Here is a 17,522-nt window from a genome sequence, read left to right on the forward strand (position 1 = left end):
GACAAAATCTATGGCGCAAGACAGTCACGTTTGCCGGATCATCATAAAAACAATGTGATAAACAGCGAACATACCCGGGCGGTCCGAGACAGGCCGCCACCGGTACGCGTTATCCCAAACCGGGCAATCCTATACATCCACCAGCTTCGTTGCCAGGAAGTCGATGAGGACTCGGGCGGCCATCGGCAGGTGCTTACGGGAAACATAGAGGGCGTGGATGCCAAGCGTGGCCGGCTGCCATGCCGGCAGGACGACAATCAACTTGCCGGCCTGAACCTCCTGATCGGCGGCAAAACGCGGCAGCATGGCGATGCCGAGACCTGATAGAGCGGCCCGGCGCAGGGCGACAGCGTCATTGGTCTGGAAGGTTCCTTCTACCGCAATAACGATCTGAGATTCGGAACTCCTCAGCGACCATTCGCTACCTCCAAGATGGGTGTAAGTGAGGCACCTGTGGCGGTCGAGATCCTCCGGTCCTGTCGGAATTCCGTATTTCTCGAGATACTGCGGCGAGGCATAGAGCAGCGACGAGCACTGTCCGAGCCGCTTTGCGATCAAGGATGGATCCAGGCGGTTGGCGATCCTTATCGCCAGATCGATGCGGTCCTGCACGAGATCGATCGCTCGATCGGAAATTTGTAAGTCGACCTTGATGCGCGGATAGAGCTCGGCAAAATCGGAAAGAAGGGGAATGAGCTGCGCCTCGGCGAGGATGGCGGGCGCCGTCACCCTGAGAAGACCGTGCGGCGTCTCCGCATGGGTTGCGACCTCCGTCACTGCGTCGGCAACACGGACGATGTCCCGACACATGTCGAGAACGCGTTCGCCCGCCGATGTCAGACTGAGCTGTCGCGTCGTGCGGTGGAGCAGCCGCGTTCCCGACCAGTCTTCCATGGCCGCGATGTAGCGCGAGGCCATCGCTCGGGACATGCCCAGTTCTTCGGCAGCAGCCGAAGCGCTGCCGCGCTCGACAGTCTTCAACAGCACTTTCGCGGCAATGATCCGATCCATCTATTCGCTCGATTTATGCAACATTCTGTCGACCATAGTGACGTTTATCTTTGATCCGCGCAACATTATATCTCTCTCAAACACAGGGAGATCGCAGTGACCACCGATATCGAACTTCAATATTTCTTCGACCCTTTTTGCGGCTGGTGTTACGCAAGCGCCCCGGCGCTGGCTGGTCTTGCCGACAGATTTCCAGATCGCCTCAGGATGCTCCCCTCCGGCCTTTTCGTCGGAGCAAGGCCAATCTCGTCGATATCAGATCATGCCTGGCGCAACGACCAGAGGATTGAGGTTCTCACCGGACAGCGCTTCTCCAAGGAGTACCACCAGAACGTCCTGCTGGCGCCGAACGGCGTTTTCGACTCGGGACCCGCGACGCTTGCGCTCACCGCACTTGGCGAGCACGCCACGCACCTCGAGCCTCGTTTCCTGCATGCCGTCCAGATCGCGCGTTATGTCGACGGACGCGACACTTCCAACGTTCAGGAAGTGGCGACGGTCGCCGTTCAGGTGGCTGCCGAGCATGGCGTCGAACTAAGCGCTGAGATCTTTGCCGAGAAGCTCCGGAACGACCCCGCTCTCAGCGAGCGCACGCTGGAGCGGATGGAAGAGACCCAGCGTCGGATGAATATCCTCGGCATTCGCGGCGTTCCGCAGCTCGTCGCCCGCATCAACGGCCATGCGCACGTGCTGAGCGGCGAGGCGCTCTATCAAGGTCCGGCTCATCTCGTCGCGGCACTCGACGAGCTCTGCGCCGTCGCCTGAAACATCAATCCCAACCAGGAGTACCATCATGAAAATCGCTCTCATCGGAGCCTCCGGTCAGGCCGGCTCCCGCATCCTGTCCGAATTGTCGGCTCGCGGCCATAGCGTCACTGCGATTGCCCGAGACCCCGCCAAGGTCGCCTCTCTGCCTGATGTCACCGCCGCCGCCGGCGACATCGAGGCGCCTGACGCTCTGGCAAAACTCTTGGAGGGGCATGACGCCGTCATCAGCTCGGTGCATTTCTCCGCCAGCGATCCGGACAAGCTGCTTGGCGCAGTCAAGGCCTCCGGCGTTCGCCGCTACTATGTGGTAGGCGGGGCGGGCAGCCTCGAAGTCGCTCCGGGTGTTCTCCTCGTGAACACGCCCAAATTTCCGGAGATCTACAAATCCGAAGCGCAGGGCGGCGTCGATTACCTCAACAAGCTCAAGGGTGAAAAAGACCTGGACTGGACCTTCCTGTCCCCTTCGGCCGCATTCGGCCCCGGCGAACGGACCGGCACCTTCCGCCTCGGCAAGGACGAACTGCTGACGAACGAACAGGGCAGCAGCATTTCCTTCGAAGACTTCGCCGTTGCGCTGGTTGACGAGATCGAAGCCCCGGCCCACGTCAGGCAGCGGTTCACCGTCGGCTACTAATCCGATCTCCCCAGACCGAATTCCTTGCCGCAGCGTGGTCGACACCGTTCGGGTGCCGGCTGCGGCAGGTCCCCTCTGCCTCGAAGGCGGAATTAGACTGATCCCAAAACCTCGGAAACCTACGATGATCACCAGGCGCACCACCCTCAAGACGATCGCCGCAGCAGCGGCCATCATGATCCCGCTCGCCACATCCGGCGTGGCGCAGGAGAAGTCTCCACTGTCATGGACGGCGTTCAGGACGACTGAGGCGGGCTTCCTGCGCGCGCCGGTCCTTGTGACCGGCAAGACGGAGGCCGTCCTCATCGACTCGAGCTTCAGCTATTCGGACGGCAAGGTCGTCGCCGATGCCATCAAGGCCAGCGGCAAGCACCTGACCACGATCTACATCACCACCAACGATCCCGACTATTACTTCGGCCTCGCGCCCGTCCACCAGGCCTTTTCGGATGCTCGCATTCTCGCAGCGCGCGACACCGTCGACCTGATGCGGGAGAAGGCCGAAGGCAAGATCAAGGCTTGGTCGCCTGTTCTCGGCGACAACGGTCCGAAGGCGGTCTCCGAGCTCGTGTTCCCGGAAGCAAGCGACATTGACACGCTGACGGTCGACGGCGAGAAGCTCGAGATCGTCACCGCGCCGGGTCTGAAGGATCGCGGTCGCTATATCTGGGTTCCATCGCTCAGCGCCGTGTTCGGCGGCGTGCCTGTCTTCGGCGGCATGTATCCCTGGGTCGCCGATCTCCCGACCGTCGAAGAACGAAAAGCCTGGGTGGCGGCGCTTGACGCCATCCTCGCCCGCAAGCCCAAGATCGTCGTACCGGGTCACGGCACTCCCAGCTGGCCGATGGATGCTTCCGGCGTCAGCTACACGCGCGATTACCTGATCGCCTTTGACGCTGAGGTGGCCAAGGCCGCAGACTCCAAGGCATTGATCGCAGCTATGAAAAAGCTCTATCCCGACGCCGCCATGCCAATTTCGCTGGAACTTGGGGCGAAAGTCGCCAAGGGCGAGATGACCTGGCAGTGACAACAACGGGACTCGCGGCTGATCCGAGCCGCGAGTCCCGGCCGTGGCCGCCGTGGAGGCGTTCGTGAGCGAAGTTTGCTTTCCAATATCAGTGACGACGATCAGGACAGCCGGCTCAGGCGCTTTTCCACCCCTGCCAGAGGCTGAGCGCGGAGACTGCGATCAGGAGCAGCCCGGCGCAGCGGCCGACAAAGGCCGTGGCATCGGGATTGGCGACGAGAAGATCGCGGCTGCGGCCGGCGGTCATCGCCAGCGTGCCGTAAATGGCGAACTGGGTGGCAACAGTCATGGCGCCCATGATCAGGCCCTGCTTCCAGACCGGGCCAAATTCCGGCCTCAGGAACTGCGGATAGACGGCGAACATGAAGATATAGGCCTTGGGATTGATCAGACAGGTGACGGCGCCTTGGCGGAAGGCGCGCCAGCCGGAGTGCGCTGTTGCCGGCCCGACCGCCTCGACGGTGATCGAGCTGCGCATCAGCGAAATGCCGATCCAGATCATATAGGCGACGCCGGCAAAGAGCAGCACGTTGAAAAGCTGCGGCAGCATGGTGACAAGCACACCGACGCCGGCCGCGCCATAGGCCGAATGCACGGCGCCGCCGGCCATGATGCCGCCGGTTGCCGCCAGTCCCCGGCGGATACCGCCGGTCAGCGCATTGGCGAGCACGAAAAGCATGTCCATGCCCGGCACGATGATGATGCCGAAGAGAAGGGTGAAGAAGAGCCAGAGGTTTTCGTGGTAATTCATGTCAGTTGACGCCTTTTTGCCTCGGGGGCCGTTTCGAAAGACCCTGATAGTTTTCAATCCGATAGGCGGCTCTATACGCAAACCCAACTGACAGTGTATTGTCAGGAGCGTGCGGGATGGGAGAAGCAAAATGCGCAAGGCCTCACGGCTTTTCGAGATCATTCAGATCCTGCGGCTCGCCAGAAAGCCGATGACCGCGGCTACTATGGCCGAGACGCTCGAAGTGACGGTGCGCTCGATCTATCGCGATATCGCCGCGCTCCAGGCGATGCGCGTGCCGATCGAGGGCGGGCGCGGCATCGGCTATATCATGCGGCCGGGATTCGACCTGCCGCCGCTGATGTTTTCGATCGAGGAGATGGAGGCGATCGTGCTGTCGCTGGCGTTGCTCGAACGCACCGCCGACGAAGAACTCAAGCAGGCCGCGCGCCGGGTCAACCGGAAGATTTCAGGCGCCGTGCCGCCGCCGCTGCGACAGGCAATGGACACCAAGGCGCTTTATGCCTGGGGCTCGACCGCGCAGCCGGCCGGTTTCGACCTTGCAATCGTGCGCCGGGCGATCCGCGACGAACGCAAGCTGATGCTCGGCTATCGCGACGAACTCGGCCGCGCGAGCGAGCGGACGATCCAGCCGATCGCGCTGATCTACTATTCGCAGACCGCCAATATCGTCGCCTGGTGCGAGTTGCGCCGGGCGATCCGCAATTTCCGCAGCGACCGGGTGGAGCGCTGCACGGCCGCCGAGGCTTTCTTCAAGGGCGACGGCGACCGGCTGCGGGAGCTGTGGACGAGTGGGTGGGCGGAGAAGGCTGTGGCGGGGTGATATTGGGCGTTTGTGCGAACAGGTCTGGCAACGCTTGAGGCACGAGCAAGAAGTCAGCGCTATGCGGCCCGGGAAGGCGCATTTCTTGTCTGGCGCATCCTCGACGCAGCCAAAGGACCGCCGACATCTGCCCCCTCCTCCGTCATCCTCGGGCTTGACCCGAGGATCCACGCCGACCTCTATCAGCAGCGGGCATGGATCCTCGGCTCAAGGCCGAGGATGACGGAGAATGGGGGTGCGTTCCGCCGAACTCACCCTTGGCGGGTTGGGCGCTTCTTCGCGGAGGCACTCCGCATATCTCGGTCAATTTCTGTTATAGAGCCGGTAAAGCCCGGCATGAGATAAGGGGGAGTTGGCCGACCTTTATCGGCAGTCTCTCCCAGCCTAATAAACCAGCGTCCGGCTCTCTTCCCGGCCGAAACCGCGGATATCGATGTGGTCTGTATGGACCTCGACGATGGCGAAGGCGTTTTCGCTCTCGGTGTCGACCACGCCCTTGAAATTGACGAAGTGGCAGCCGCCGGCCTTGCCGTAATTGCCGACGTGGTCGTGGCCGTTGAGATAGGCGACGACATTGCCGTGCGAGGCGAGCAACGCGACGATGCGCTCGCTGTCCCACATGCCGTGCTCACTCGGCGGATGCACGGGATAGTGATTCATGACGATCACCTTTTCACCGGCCGCAGCCGCCTCGGCGATTTGATCGCCAAGCCAGGCGAACTGCGCGTCGCTCAGCGCAGCATTCCACCGATGCGCATTCCTGGCGCCCTTCGCCTCCAGCGCGGCCAGCATTTGCGCGGCAAGGGCGCGGTGCGGATGGCCTTCGGGCGGGGCGAAGGTGCTGACCTCGTTGCCGTCGAGCACGATGAAGCGCCAGCCGTGGCGGGAAAAGCTGTAATAGGGCGACGGCATGCCGAGACGTGCGGCAACTTCGGACAGATGCCCCGCGGAGACGGAAAAATCGTGATTGCCGAGCAGGAAGAGCGCCTCGTGCCGGAGCCTCTCATAGACCGGCAGGATATCGTCGAAGCTCTGGAAGCTGCGGTCGATGACATCGCCGAGCGTCATGACGAAGCTCAACTCCCAGCCGTTGAAGACCTCGATCGCCTCGGCGACCTTGGCGAGGCTGTTGGCATAGTAGCGGTCCATGGCCGCATGCGGAGGAATGGCCGCATATTGCGGATCGGCAATGATACCGAAGCGGAAGACAGGATGAGCAGACATGGACATGAGGCGTGGTTAGGATCGGCCGGTGACAGGAATGTGACGCCGGGATGTGAAAACAAACACCCGGCGTTCGGGGAACGCCGGGTGCAAATCAAGTTAGCTGAGAGATCGCCGCCAATTGCGGCAGCCTCGCACCGCTTACTTCGTGGCTTCTTCGTAGCGTTCCAGGACGTAGTCCCAGTTGATCAGGCTATCGATGAAGGCTTCAAGGTATTTCGGGCGGGCGTTGCGATAGTCGATGTAATAGGAGTGTTCCCAGACGTCGACGCCGAGGATCGGGGTGGCGCCGTGGACGAGCGGGTTCTCACCGTTCGGGGTCTTGGAGATTTCGAGCTTGCCGTTCTTGACGGAAACCCAGGCCCAGCCGGAGCCGAACTGGGTGGCGCCGGCATTGGCGAAATCGGCCTTGAACTTGTCGTAGCCGCCGAGATCGGAGGCGAAAGCCGCTTCCAGCTTGCCCGGCAGCTTGTTGCCGCCGCCGCCCTTTTTCATCCACTTCCAGAAATGGACGTGGTTGTAGTGCTGCGCGGCGTTGTTGAAGAGACCGGCATTGGTGCCGAAGGACTTCTTCACGACGTCTTCGAGCGACAGATCCGAAAGGCCGGCTTCGGCGGCGAGCTTGTTGCCGTTGTCGACATAGGCCTTGTGGTGCTTGTCGTGGTGAAACTCCAGCGTTTCCTTCGACATGAAGGGGGCAAGGGCTTCGTAATCATAGGGAAGTTCAGGCAATTCGAAAGCCATGTCAGATCTCCTCTTGGCAATAGATTGCGTCATCGGCAGGTGAGGCGGAACATAGGAGGGGAACGGGGGAGAGGCAACCGGCGAAATATCAAAAAACGATCCGCCGAAGGAAAATTTGCCTCAGTTGCCGCGCTGGAATCGCATGAGAAAATTCCGCGGGATAGCGGCGCCGAAAACCGTTCCGCCGGCCACTGAGATCAACGGAGATTCGAGATGAACAGGAATATAATCCAGCTTCTATGCGCAGCGGCGTTTCTTTGCCCGGCGGCCGCGGCGCAGGCCTCTTCCGAGGAGGCCTGGAAACAGCTGGCGGCGGATGTGGACGCCAAATGCAGGCAGGCGGCGGTGGCGCTCGAGAAGCCGGCTGCCGCCGTCGATCCCTTCGGCACCTCGCGTTATGGTCTGGCCGTTGTGACCGGAAAACCGAAGGGCGCCAAGGAGTTCGTCGCGCAGATCTGCGTTTACGACAAGCAGACAAAAACCGTTGAAATCGGCAGCGAGATGGACGCGAAGACGCTCGGACTCGCGCCGGCGAAATAGGCTGGCGGAACCCAAGCCCACCCTTAGGAGTTGAAGTTCTGGGTTTTTAGAGCGCCGCGCGCCTGTGAGAGGCGCTGAGGCGCTCTATGTTTGCGATAGATGCATGATTCTTCCCGAAAATCGTTTCCGGTTTTCGGGGCGGCGCAGGGGAGATAATGGCATGTCGGAGCTTCGCAACCGGGCGGAAGATCAGCAGAAAATCTATCAGCGCTGGGCACCCGTCTATGATCGGGTCTATCGCGGCATCCTGCGCGACGGCCATCGCAAACTTGCCGCGCTTGCCGCTGCGGCCGGCACTGATATTCTGGAAATCGGCGTCGGCACCGGCCTGACGCTCGGACATTATCCCGGCCGCTGCCGGGTGACCGGCATCGACATTTCGCAACATATGATCGCACGGGCGCGCGCGAAGGTGCAGCGCGAGAAGCTGGAGCATGTGCAGGCGCTCGAGGTGATGGATGCGCATGCGCTGAACTTTGCCGACCAGTCTTTCGACGCGGTCTGCCTGCCCTTCGTCATCACGCTGATTCCCGAGCCGGAGCGGGCGCTGGACGAATGCGCCCGGGTGCTGCGGCCGGGCGGCGAGATCATCCTGGCCAGCAAGCTCGGCGACGGCGCCGGCCTGCAGGGGGCAATCGAGGCGGCGGTGGCGCCGCTGGTGCGCCACATCGGCTGGTCCTCCGCCTTCCGCATCCACCGCATTCTCGCCTGGGCCGACCGCCGCGGCGATTTTTCCGCGACCGATATTCTTCCGGTCTTTCCAAACGGGTTTTTCAAGATCGTTCGGCTGAAGCAGCGCGGACTTTCGGCCTAAAGGTCACAAGCTTCTCACGCATCGCGGATTCTGGTGCTATCGTTCGTCTGAGGGGACAGTATGACATCGGATATCTTCTTCTTCATCGCCGTCGGCTTCTGCGCGCAGATCGTCGACGGCGCGCTCGGCATGGCTTTCGGCGTGCTGTCGACCACGAGCCTGCTGGCCTTCGGAGTGCCGGCGGCCAATGCCAGCGCCATGACGCATGTGACGGAAATGTTCACGACGGCGGCATCCGGCATTTCACATGCCTATCATCGCAATGTCGACTGGCGGCTGGTGGCGCGGCTGGCGCCTGCCGGCATGATCGGCGGGGCGATCGGCGCCTATCTGCTCGCCAATATCGACGGCAAGGTGATCGCGCCCTTCGTGTCAGCCTATCTGCTCGCGATCGGCCTGCTGATTCTCTACAAGGCCTTTCGCCCGCCATCCAGGCGTGAAGTGCGCGACTGGGCGGTGCCGCCTGTCGGGTTTTGCGGCGGCATGCTCGATGCGATCGGCGGCGGCGGATGGGGACCCGTCGTCACCAGCACGCTGATCGGGCGCGGCCATGATCTCAAGCGGGTGATCGGCTCGACCAACTTCACCGAATTTGCGGTAACGCTGACGATTTCGCTGACCTTCATCCTGACGCTCGGCTGGTCGGAGCTCAATTCGGCGATCGGCCTGATCATCGGCGGCGTCATCGCCGCTCCTTTCGGCGCCATCCTGGTCAAGCGGCTGCCGGTGCGGCCGCTGATGGTAGCGGTCTCGATGGTCATCATCACGACGTCGGCACTACGAATTTTCTAACTACAGATCCCGTCCGAAATAAACCTCGACCGAGGCGATCTTGCCGCCGCGGAAGCGAAGGCTCTCCATGTTGCCGAAGCTTGCGCCGTCCAGTTTTTCGGCGCGGTAGCGAACAGCGGCCTCATTCCCGTCGATAGCCAGGAACTCGATGTCGATACGGCGGAACAACGGCTGCTTCGGCCAGCAGCGCTCGAAATACGCAGCCCGGTCGATATGGTCGTCACGCGGACTGGAGAAGGTGAAATCCTCGGTCAGCATGGCGCCGACAATATCCTTGCGGTCATCCAGATAGGCGGCGTAGAGATCACGGACGGTCTGCTGCCTCGTGCGCATATCGTTCATGGCATATCCTCCGATTAACCGATTGCATCACGCAATCAGTACCTCTAGCACATTTACCTCAAATGATCCAGTTTCGGCGCAATCGCGCCCCGTGATCGAAGTCGAGGCAGGGAATGACCGATACGCAATTGGACGCGGTGAGCGTCAAGGCAGGCTCGATCCACTGGAAGCGCAACCTCACCGTCTCGCTGATCGGATCCTTCACCACCATCGTGGCGATGACGCTGCTGCTGCCTTTCCTGCCGCTCTATGTCGAGGAGCTCGGCGTGGCCGACCATGCGGCGGTCGTGCAATGGTCGGGCATTGCCTATGGCGCCACCTTCCTGGCCGCCGCGCTCGTTGCGCCGCTCTGGGGGCGGCTCGGCGATATTTACGGCCGCAAGCTGATGCTGGTGCGCGCCAGCCTCGGCATGACGGTGGCGATTTCACTGATGGGCATGGCCGGCAGTGTCTGGCAGCTGGTGGCGCTGCGCCTCTTCGTCGGGCTCGCCGGGGGCTACTCCTCCGGCTCGATGGTGCTGGTGGCGACGCAGACGCCGAAGGAGCGTTCGGCCTGGGCGCTCGGCGTGCTTTCTTGCGGCATCATGGCCGGCAATCTCGTCGGGCCGCTGATCGGCGGGGTGCTGCCGCCTGTCATCGGCATCCGCGGCACGTTTCTCGCTGCCGGAGCGATGATCTTCCTCGCCTTTCTCGCCACCGCCCTGCTGATCAAGGAGGAGAAGTCGCCGGCCCGTAAACAGGCGGCCAAGGCAAGCGGCGGCTGGAAATCCATTCCCGATAAAGGCCCAGTCGTTGCCATGCTGGCGACCGGCATGCTGTTGATGTTTGCCAATATGTCGATCGAACCGATCATCACCGTCTATGTCGCGCAGATCGTGCCTGATGCCACTGAAGTGACAAAGATCTCGGGTCTCGTCATGTCGGCCGCCGCGCTCGGCAGCATTCTTTCGGCCTCCCGGCTCGGCAGGCTCGCCGACAGGATCGGCCACTGGCCGGTCATATCGGGCGCGCTCGCCGTCGCCGGGCTGCTGCTGATTCCGCAGGCATTCGTCACCGGTTCCTGGCAGCTGATCGTCCTGCGCTTCCTGATGGGGGCCGCGCTCGGCGGGCTCCTGCCCTGCATCGCCGCCGTCATCCGCCACAGCGTTCCGGACAGTGCGGCCGGGAGCATTCTCGGCCTGTCCGTGTCCTCGCAATATGTCGGCCAGGTGGCCGGTCCCATCCTCGGCGGCTTTGTCGGCGGCCATGTCGGCATGCGGGCGGTTTTCCTCGGCACCTCGGTGCTGCTTCTCGCCGGCGGCGCCTATGCCTGGATAGTGCGGCCTAAAACAACTGAGACTGGAGCGGGATCAGCTTCGCGCGCTGCCGCAGATCAGTTCGACGCCTGAGCGGGCGATCGCCTCCAGCGTCTCGCGGCTATCGCCGGCGCGGGCGCGCACGGCGAGCGAATGCATGACGGCGGAGGCGAGCCTTGCCAGCATCTGCGGATCGGCGCTCCCGGGAAGCTCGCCGCGTTCGACGGCAAGGCGCATGCGCTTTTCGATCTCACCGTCGAAATCGCTGAGGCTGCGGCCGAGCACCTCGCGGACCCGTTCACGCTCGACCGCCTCGGCCGTCGCCGTGCCGATCAGCAGACAACCGCGGGCGGCCGTTGCACCGTGAAGATAGATCGCCAGCGCGCTTTCATAGACCCGGGCGAGATTGTGGCGCAGCGGCAGCGACGGGTCGAGCGCTTGGGCAAGCGTATCCATGCCGTCTCGGCGATAAGCCTCCAAAGTATCGAGATAGAGATCCTCCTTGTCGCCGAAGGCGCCGTAGAGGCTCGGGCGGTTGAGGTTGGTCGCAGCACTCAGATTATCGAGCGAGGCGGCGGCAAAGCCCCGGTCCCAGAAGACGTCCCGCGCCTTGCCGAGCGCTGCCTTGGCGTCGAAAGCCCTCGGGCGGCCGCGCTTCTTCTCATCCTTCATATTTGTACCGTTTCGCATTAAATTCTTGACGAAGGCTATTTTATGCGAAACAGTACAGATGTTCAATGATATCGAACGGGCGGCCTCGACCGCCTGCATGAGAGAGGAAATTGCCATGAAACTCTATATGAACGCCGCGGCCTGCTCGCTTTCACCGCATATCGTCTGCCGGGAGCTGGGGCTCGATATCGAGCTTGTCGAGGTCAACAGGGAAACCCACCGGACGAGCGACGGCAAGGACTATCTCGCCATCAACGGCAACGGCTATGTGCCGGCGCTGATGCTCGACGATGGCAAGGTGCTGACCGAGGGACCGGCGATCGCACAGTTCCTCGCCGACAGCGTGCCGCAAGGTGCGGCGATGCTGCCCGAGGTCGGCAACCTCAGACGCAACGAGGTGCAATCCTATCTGAATTTCATATCCGCCGAGCTGCACAAGCCGATGGTGCTGCTGTTCGACCCTGCCTATGCCGGCGTGCATGAGCGGATCCGCGCCCAGGTCGCAAAGCGGCTATCCTGGCTGAGCGGCCGTCTTGCCGGACCCTATCTGACCGGCGAGGCCTTTACCGTGGCGGACGCCTATCTCTTCGTCTGCCTGAACTGGTCCCCCTGGACGCAGATCGATCTCAAGCAATGGCCGGCGCTGCACGGTTTCATGGCCCGTGTGGCGGCCCGCCCGAAGGTGCGCGAAGCACTGCGGGCCGAAGATCTCCAGGCCTTCGATGTCGATGGCGTCTTTTTCGCGCCGAATGCCTATCTCGCCTCGTCGGATTGGACGGGTTCGCCGGTACAGCCCTGAGCGCGTCCCTCAGAGCGCGTTGACGGCCACCGGCAAAGCGCGCTTATGGGCGGTTGCCCGATAGGCGGCAAGGATCCGGCGGCGGGCGATCTCGCCGACCGGCTTGCCTTCGAGGAAATCATCGATCTCGTCGTAGCTGACACCATATGCCTCCTCGTCGGGACGCAGCGGCCGCTGGTCTTCGAGATCGGCGGTCGGCACCTTGAAGATCAGCTCGTCGGGCGCGCCGAGCCGCTTTGCCAGCAGGCGGACGCGGCGTTTGTTGAGGCCGGCGAGCGGCAGGATGTCGGCGGCGCCATCACCGAATTTGGTGAAGAAACCCATGACCGCTTCGGCCGCATGATCAGTGCCGATGACGAGGCCGCCGAGCGCGCCGGCCAAAGCGAACTGGGCGATCATGCGCTGGCGGGCCTTGATATTGCCGAGGATGAAATCCTGCCGGCCGGCATCGGCAAAGGCAAGGCCGCCATCTTGAGCGGCGGCCAGCATCGCATCCGCCGCCGCCTTGATGTTGACCACCATCGAGCGATCAGGGTCGATCGTTGCAAGCGCCTTCACCGCATCGGCCTCATCCGCCTGGACGCCGTAGGGAAGGCGTACAGCGATGAATTCGGCCGCATGGCCGCCATCACGCAGCTCGCGCACCGCCTTCTGAGCCAGCAAAGCCGCCGTCAGCGAATCGACGCCGCCGCTGATGCCGAGGACGTAGCCGCGCATGCCCGAGCCGACGAGATAATCCTTGAGGAAAGCGGTTCGCCGTTGGATCTCCCGCTCCGGATCGATCTCGGTGGCGACACCCAGTTCGCGGATGATATCGGCTTGTTCGTCGAACAGCACAGTCATTAAGCTCCTCCTCCCGGCTTACGGAATTCCGGCGCCACTATGGTGAAAAGATGGGGGAAGACGAAGCCGTTTCCGGCAGACCTGCCATGCGTTTTATGCAAGTGGGCGGCGAGGCTCGAACAGGTCAAAGACGGATAGACTGGTTTCGCCGGCTGCCGCACACCTACCGTACAAGCGTAAACAACTCCACTGGCTCGGCAAAGCCCTTCAGCCCCTGTGCCCCGACCGACATCACATCCCCTGCCCCGGCTTTCTCTCGGAATGGCTCAGACATCAGCAAGGCCTCGCCCAATTCACTGCAGGCAGTCTGGATGCGGCTGACCAGGTTGACGTCGCGGCCGATCAGGGTGAAGTCGAGGCGGCGGCCGGAGCCGATATTGCCGTAGCTGACCTCGCCGTAATGCAGGGCGATGCCGGCCTTCACGCCGATGCCGTCGTACTGGAAACGGTCGATCTCATCGAGGATGGCGCGGGCCGATGCCAGGGCAGCGCCGCAGGCATGGGCCGCAGCGTAGCCGGGAAAGAAGGCAAGCACGGCGTCGCCCATGAATTTCAGCACTTCGCCGCCTTCCCGGGTAATGGCTGGGACGACCCGATCGAAATAGGCGTTGAGAAGCCCGAGCACGGTGCCGCCGGGGAGTTTATTCGACAGCTCGGTAAAGCCGCGCAAATCGCAGAGCAGCAGGGCGGCCTCCATCGATTCGATTTCGCCCTGGCGGATGCGGCCGGCCAAGATCCGGCTTGCGGTCAGCGGGCCGACATAGGTGTCGAGCAGGCTGAGCTCGACCTGGCGAAGAATGCGCAGCTCGCTGGTGTTGCGCAGCGCCGGCAGAATGCGCTCGATCACCTGACGTTCGGAGGCTGTGAAGCCGGCCGGCCGCCTCGTGCCGAAGACGGCGGCGCCGACCGGCCCATCGATATTGCAGAGCGGCGCGATGACAAGCTGCATCAGACCGCGATCGGCGAAAACGTCGATATGCTGCCAGCGGCCGTGCACGCTTTCGCCGGGGCCAACGACGAGCGGTTCCCGGGTTTCCATGACCTTGCGCAGCGGCGTGTTTGATATCGCGACCCGCGCGCCATGTTCGCGATCGTGGATCTCGACCGGCTCGCCCGGCGCCCAGGCAATGGTGCGGCCGACGAGCTCGGGATGCAGCGTCATCAGATGCAGGGTCAGCCGGTCCACCGGCAGGCCGAGCGCCTGAAGCCTGCGGCCGAGGCCGGAAACGAGGCCTGCTTCGTCGAGCGCGTGGCATTCATCGCCGGAGAGCCATTCGATGATGGCAAGCAGCGCGCCGGTGCCGACGGGATTGGTCTGCCGTTCGGCGGCTGGAGCATGGATTGCGGTTGTCATGGCTTCTTCTCCTTGACCAGGTGGCGCTAATGGCCGCCGCCGCCCGAGAGTTGACCGGGTTTCTTCAGTAGCAGGATCGCAAGCAAGGCGATGACGAGCGCAACGCCGAGCAGGAAGAAGGCATCGCTGAAGGCCATGATATTGGCCTGCTTGCGTATCTTGAGCGCGATGGCCACCACGGCCTTATGGCTGGCGAGCGCCTGGTCGCTGACGCCATGGCTCATGAAGTAGGCGGTCAGCCGAGCGATACGATCGCGGGTGGCCTCCTCGAAAACCGAGACCGAGTGGGTGAGGACGTTCGAATGGTACTGCTCGCGCTTCGACAGGAAGGTCTGCAGCAAGGCGATGCCGACCGCGCCGCCGAGATTCCGCATCATATTGAACAGCGCCGACGCCGAACCGGCATTCTCCGGCTCGATGCCTGCGGTGGCGATCGCTGAGAGCGGCGTGAAGACCAGCGCCTGGCCGATGGCGCGGACGATGTTCGGCCAGAAGAGCTGGTCGCTGGCATAATCGCCGGTCATGTGCACGTTCATGAAATTCGAGGCGGCAAAGAGGGCGAAGCCGATGATAATCAGCAGCCGCACATCGAAACGCTTCATCAGGCGCGGCACCAGCGGGATGAGCAGCAGCTGCGGTATGCCGGTCCAGGCGAGAACCATGCCGATCTGCTCGGAATTATAGCCCTGGATGCGGGTGAGATAGATCGGCAGCACGAAGACCGAACCGTAAAGCGCGATGCCGAGCAGGAAGTTGGCGACGATGCCGAAGCCGAAATTACGGCGGAGCAGCAGACGGAGGTTCAAGAGCGGATGAGCCGCTCTCAGCTCGATGACGATGAACAGGGTCAGCGAGACGGCTGATATAATCGACAGGCGCAGGATGAAATCGGAGCCGAACCAGTCTTCCTTGTTGCCCTCTTCCAGCACGGTCTGCAAAGCGGCCAGGCCGATCGCCATGGTGACGATACCCGGCCAGTCACCCTTGGCGAGCAGTTTCAGGTTCATCGGCGTCCGATCGAGCGAGGCCCAGAGCAGGCCGACCATCAGCGCGCCGGGCACCAGATTGACGTAGAAGATATATTCCCAGCCCCAGTTCTCGGTGAGGTACCCGCCGATCGTCGGGCCGATGGCCGGTGCGAAGGTAGCCGACAAGGCAAAGAGGGCAAGGCCGATCGGCTGCTTGGCCTTGGGCAACAGCGTGATGATGATGGTGAAGGCCATCGGAATCAGCACGCCGCCGGCAAAACCCTGAATGGCGCGCAGGACGATCATCTGCTGCAGATTGGCCGCGAAGGCGCAGGCAACGGAGAAGATCAGGAAGAGGATGGCGTTGGCCAGCAGATAGTTGCGCAGCGAAAAGACCCGCGCCAGCCAGCCGCTGAGCGGAATGACGACGATTTCGGCAATCAGATAGGAGGTCGAGATCCAGCCGCCGTCATCCGTGCCGGCGCCGATGGCGCCCTGGATATCGGCAAGCGAGGCATTGACGATCTGGATGTTGAGGACCGCCATGAAGGCGCCGAGCGTGGAGCCGACCACGGCCGACCACATGCGAAGCGGGCTCATTGTTGCGGGTTGGGCAGGCGCTGCCGCGGCGGGGCGCGCAAGCGAACTGCCGTTTGCGGCGATCTGAAGCGTGGCCATGACCTATCTCCTTCCGGCTGTTGCGGAAACTTTCCGACGATGGGTTCGGCGATATTTCGGGAGGAGAAGGATCATCCAGCGTGGCTGGATAATTCCTCCTCGGCTTCTCCAGAGGCCTGAGAAGCCTCGCTCTGGACAGCCTTGGTATCGACTTCGGGCTCGACCGACATGCCCGAGCGCAGCAGCCCGCTCAAAGCCTCGTCGTCGATGACGATCTTGACGGGGATACGCTGGACGATCTTGGTGAAGTTGCCGGTGGCATTGTCCGGCGGCAGCAGCGAGAATTCCAGACCGCTTGCCGGCGAAACGCTGTCGACATGACCCTTGATGGCGATATCGGGAAAACTGTCGACATTGATCTCGACCGATTGCCCGGGACGGACATAGGTCAGCTGCGTTTCCTTGAAATTGGCGACGACATAGACCGCATGCAGCGGCACAACAGCCATCAGCTGGGTGCCCGAGGTGACATATTGGCCGACGCGGATCGAGCGGGCGCCGACCGTGCCGTCGATGGCGGCGACGATATCCGTGCAGGAGAGGTTGAGTTCGGCCTGGTGCGCGGCGGCCGCAGCCCGATCGCGCTGGGCCGCCGCCTGTTCCCGCTCAGTCCGGAGCACCGGCACCTTGTTCTCTGCCGCGACGAGCGCTGCCCGGTCGCGTTCGACGGCGGCAGCGGCCTGGTCGCGTGCCGACTGGGTCTGTTCGGCGCGCGACTGGGTGCCGGCGCCGTTGGTGATCAGGCGGGCGGAGCGGGCCGCATCGGAAACGGCAAAGTCCAGCGAGGCCTGCGAAGCGTCGATCGTGGCCTTGGCTTGTTCGATGACCGACTGCTGCAAGGCAATCTGGGCGTCGATGTTGGTGATGGCGGCCTCGGCTGCCTTGACGTCGGCTCTCGCCTGCGAAAGCGCTGCCTGGAAATCGCGGTCGTCGATGCGGGCGAGAACCTGGCCTGATTTGACCACGTCGTTGTCGTTGACGAGAACCTGCTTGATATAGCCGGCAACTTTTGGCGCGACAGTGGTGTAGTCGGCCTTCACATAGGCGTCGTCGGTGGATTCGATGAAACGGCCGACCGTCCAGTAGCGATAGCCGAAATCGCCCGCGAACGCGGCGCCGGCAAGCAGTGCTGCGGCGATGACCGCACGCTTGAGCATCCGGCGGCCGGTCTTTTCAGGCGCTTGCGCGACCGGGGTTCCGGTCATGGGTGTTGCGGGTGCCTCGGCGGCGGGCGCCCTGGCGGCCTCCTCGGCCAAGATGCGCTCGGCCTCTCCAGCACTTTCGAAAACCTGCTTGCGGGGTAGCTCGACCATCGTCCTTTTCCTTCGTCTGTCGCCCTGCTTAGGCGAGGCCTGTTCAATGCGAAGGAAAATGCGCTCTGCCATTCACTTTGATAATCTGCTTAAATCAGGAAGGATCATCAACTCTCAGCGGATAATCCGA

At 62.7% G+C, this 17,522-nt stretch carries 19 protein-coding genes; 9 read left to right on the forward strand and 10 right to left on the reverse strand.

Going from position 1 to position 17,522, the window contains the following annotated elements; translation table 11 throughout:
- Positions 1-129 precede the first annotated feature (129 nt).
- Positions 130-1,011: a LysR family transcriptional regulator gene (locus EFD56_RS27190; RefSeq protein WP_097541406.1), complete on the reverse strand. Its 882-nt coding sequence runs from the start codon at positions 1,009-1,011 to the stop codon at positions 130-132.
- 96 nt (positions 1,012-1,107) lie between these two features.
- Between EFD56_RS27190 and EFD56_RS27195 the strand changes: the two genes are divergently transcribed.
- The 3 genes from EFD56_RS27195 to EFD56_RS27205 all read left to right on the forward strand — a co-directional run bounded on the left by EFD56_RS27195 (position 1,108) and on the right by EFD56_RS27205 (position 3,440).
- Positions 1,108-1,776, forward strand: coding sequence for a DsbA family protein (locus EFD56_RS27195; protein WP_097541407.1), 669 nt, complete (start codon positions 1,108-1,110; stop codon positions 1,774-1,776).
- A 28-nt stretch (positions 1,777-1,804) separates the two neighbouring features.
- Positions 1,805-2,413: an NAD(P)-dependent oxidoreductase gene (locus EFD56_RS27200; protein ID WP_097541408.1), complete on the forward strand. Its 609-nt coding sequence runs from the start codon at positions 1,805-1,807 to the stop codon at positions 2,411-2,413.
- A 124-nt stretch (positions 2,414-2,537) separates the two neighbouring features.
- On the forward strand, positions 2,538-3,440 hold the full coding sequence (locus tag EFD56_RS27205; protein ID WP_097541409.1) for an MBL fold metallo-hydrolase: 903 nt from the start codon (positions 2,538-2,540) through the stop codon (positions 3,438-3,440).
- A 115-nt stretch (positions 3,441-3,555) separates the two neighbouring features.
- Here the strand turns inward: EFD56_RS27205 and EFD56_RS27210 are convergent, their stop codons facing one another.
- Entirely contained in the window at positions 3,556-4,191 is a 636-nt protein-coding gene (locus EFD56_RS27210; RefSeq protein WP_097541410.1) for a LysE family translocator, read from the reverse strand.
- Positions 4,192-4,321: 130 nt separating this feature from the next.
- On the opposite strand from EFD56_RS27210, the gene EFD56_RS27215 reads away from it, so the two are divergent.
- Entirely contained in the window at positions 4,322-5,014 is a 693-nt protein-coding gene (locus EFD56_RS27215) for a helix-turn-helix transcriptional regulator (RefSeq protein WP_097541411.1), read from the forward strand.
- Between the two features lie 384 nt (positions 5,015-5,398).
- On the opposite strand, the gene EFD56_RS27220 is transcribed toward EFD56_RS27215, so the two are convergent.
- Together EFD56_RS27220 and EFD56_RS27225 are read right to left on the reverse strand one after the other, a co-directional pair.
- Positions 5,399-6,244 carry a metallophosphoesterase gene (locus EFD56_RS27220; protein WP_097541412.1) on the reverse strand — a complete coding sequence of 282 codons (846 nt, stop codon included), beginning with the start codon at positions 6,242-6,244 and terminating at the stop codon, positions 5,399-5,401.
- Between the two features lie 135 nt (positions 6,245-6,379).
- Positions 6,380-6,982: a superoxide dismutase gene (locus EFD56_RS27225; protein WP_097541413.1), complete on the reverse strand. Its 603-nt coding sequence runs from the start codon at positions 6,980-6,982 to the stop codon at positions 6,380-6,382.
- Positions 6,983-7,195: 213 nt separating this feature from the next.
- On the opposite strand from EFD56_RS27225, the gene EFD56_RS27230 reads away from it, so the two are divergent.
- From EFD56_RS27230 to EFD56_RS27240, 3 genes are all read left to right on the forward strand, one after another.
- On the forward strand, positions 7,196-7,522 hold the full coding sequence (locus tag EFD56_RS27230) for a hypothetical protein (RefSeq protein WP_097541414.1): 327 nt from the start codon (positions 7,196-7,198) through the stop codon (positions 7,520-7,522).
- A gap of 160 nt (positions 7,523-7,682) precedes the next feature.
- The gene (locus EFD56_RS27235; RefSeq protein ID WP_010023664.1) at positions 7,683-8,336 is read left to right on the forward strand and encodes a class I SAM-dependent methyltransferase; all 654 of its coding nucleotides are present in this window, start codon (positions 7,683-7,685) and stop codon (positions 8,334-8,336) included.
- A 60-nt stretch (positions 8,337-8,396) separates the two neighbouring features.
- Positions 8,397-9,128, forward strand: a complete 732-nt coding sequence (locus EFD56_RS27240; RefSeq protein ID WP_064827193.1) for a sulfite exporter TauE/SafE family protein — start codon at positions 8,397-8,399, stop codon at positions 9,126-9,128.
- Here EFD56_RS27240 and EFD56_RS27245 read toward each other — a convergent pair whose 3' ends face one another.
- Entirely contained in the window at positions 9,129-9,470 is a 342-nt protein-coding gene (locus EFD56_RS27245) for a nuclear transport factor 2 family protein (RefSeq protein WP_064821639.1), read from the reverse strand.
- A 113-nt stretch (positions 9,471-9,583) separates the two neighbouring features.
- Here EFD56_RS27245 and EFD56_RS27250 point away from each other — a divergent pair, with 113 nt between their 5' ends.
- Positions 9,584-10,858 (forward strand): multidrug efflux MFS transporter, encoded by a 1,275-nt coding sequence (locus EFD56_RS27250; RefSeq protein ID WP_097541415.1) that lies wholly within the window; start codon positions 9,584-9,586, stop codon positions 10,856-10,858.
- Here the strand turns inward: EFD56_RS27250 and EFD56_RS27255 are convergent.
- Positions 10,820-11,437: a TetR/AcrR family transcriptional regulator gene (locus EFD56_RS27255; RefSeq protein WP_097541416.1), complete on the reverse strand. Its 618-nt coding sequence runs from the start codon at positions 11,435-11,437 to the stop codon at positions 10,820-10,822. The genes EFD56_RS27250 and EFD56_RS27255 overlap by 39 nt on opposite strands.
- Positions 11,438-11,552: 115 nt before the next feature.
- On the opposite strand from EFD56_RS27255, the gene EFD56_RS27260 reads away from it, so the two are divergent.
- A complete protein-coding gene (locus tag EFD56_RS27260; RefSeq protein ID WP_097541417.1) occupies positions 11,553-12,236 on the forward strand; it encodes a glutathione S-transferase N-terminal domain-containing protein in 684 nt (227 codons plus the stop codon).
- A gap of 9 nt (positions 12,237-12,245) precedes the next feature.
- On the opposite strand, the gene nadE is transcribed toward EFD56_RS27260, so the two are convergent.
- The 4 genes from nadE to EFD56_RS27280 all read right to left on the reverse strand — a co-directional run bounded on the left by nadE (position 12,246) and on the right by EFD56_RS27280 (position 17,392).
- Complete coding sequence (nadE, locus tag EFD56_RS27265; protein WP_126906754.1) at positions 12,246-13,079, reverse strand: ammonia-dependent NAD(+) synthetase; 834 nt, start codon at positions 13,077-13,079, stop codon at positions 12,246-12,248.
- Between the two features lie 163 nt (positions 13,080-13,242).
- A complete protein-coding gene (locus EFD56_RS27270; RefSeq protein ID WP_126906755.1) occupies positions 13,243-14,433 on the reverse strand; it encodes an adenylate/guanylate cyclase domain-containing protein in 1,191 nt (396 codons plus the stop codon).
- A 26-nt stretch (positions 14,434-14,459) separates the two neighbouring features.
- Positions 14,460-16,079, reverse strand: coding sequence for an MDR family MFS transporter (locus tag EFD56_RS27275; RefSeq protein WP_126906756.1), 1,620 nt, complete (start codon positions 16,077-16,079; stop codon positions 14,460-14,462).
- 71 nt (positions 16,080-16,150) lie between these two features.
- Entirely contained in the window at positions 16,151-17,392 is a 1,242-nt protein-coding gene (locus tag EFD56_RS27280) for an HlyD family secretion protein (RefSeq protein WP_126906757.1), read from the reverse strand.
- Positions 17,393-17,522 lie beyond the last annotated feature (130 nt).

Origin of the sequence: Rhizobium phaseoli (assembly GCF_003985125.1) — a bacterium.
In the GTDB taxonomy this organism is placed as follows: domain Bacteria; phylum Pseudomonadota; class Alphaproteobacteria; order Rhizobiales; family Rhizobiaceae; genus Rhizobium; species Rhizobium phaseoli.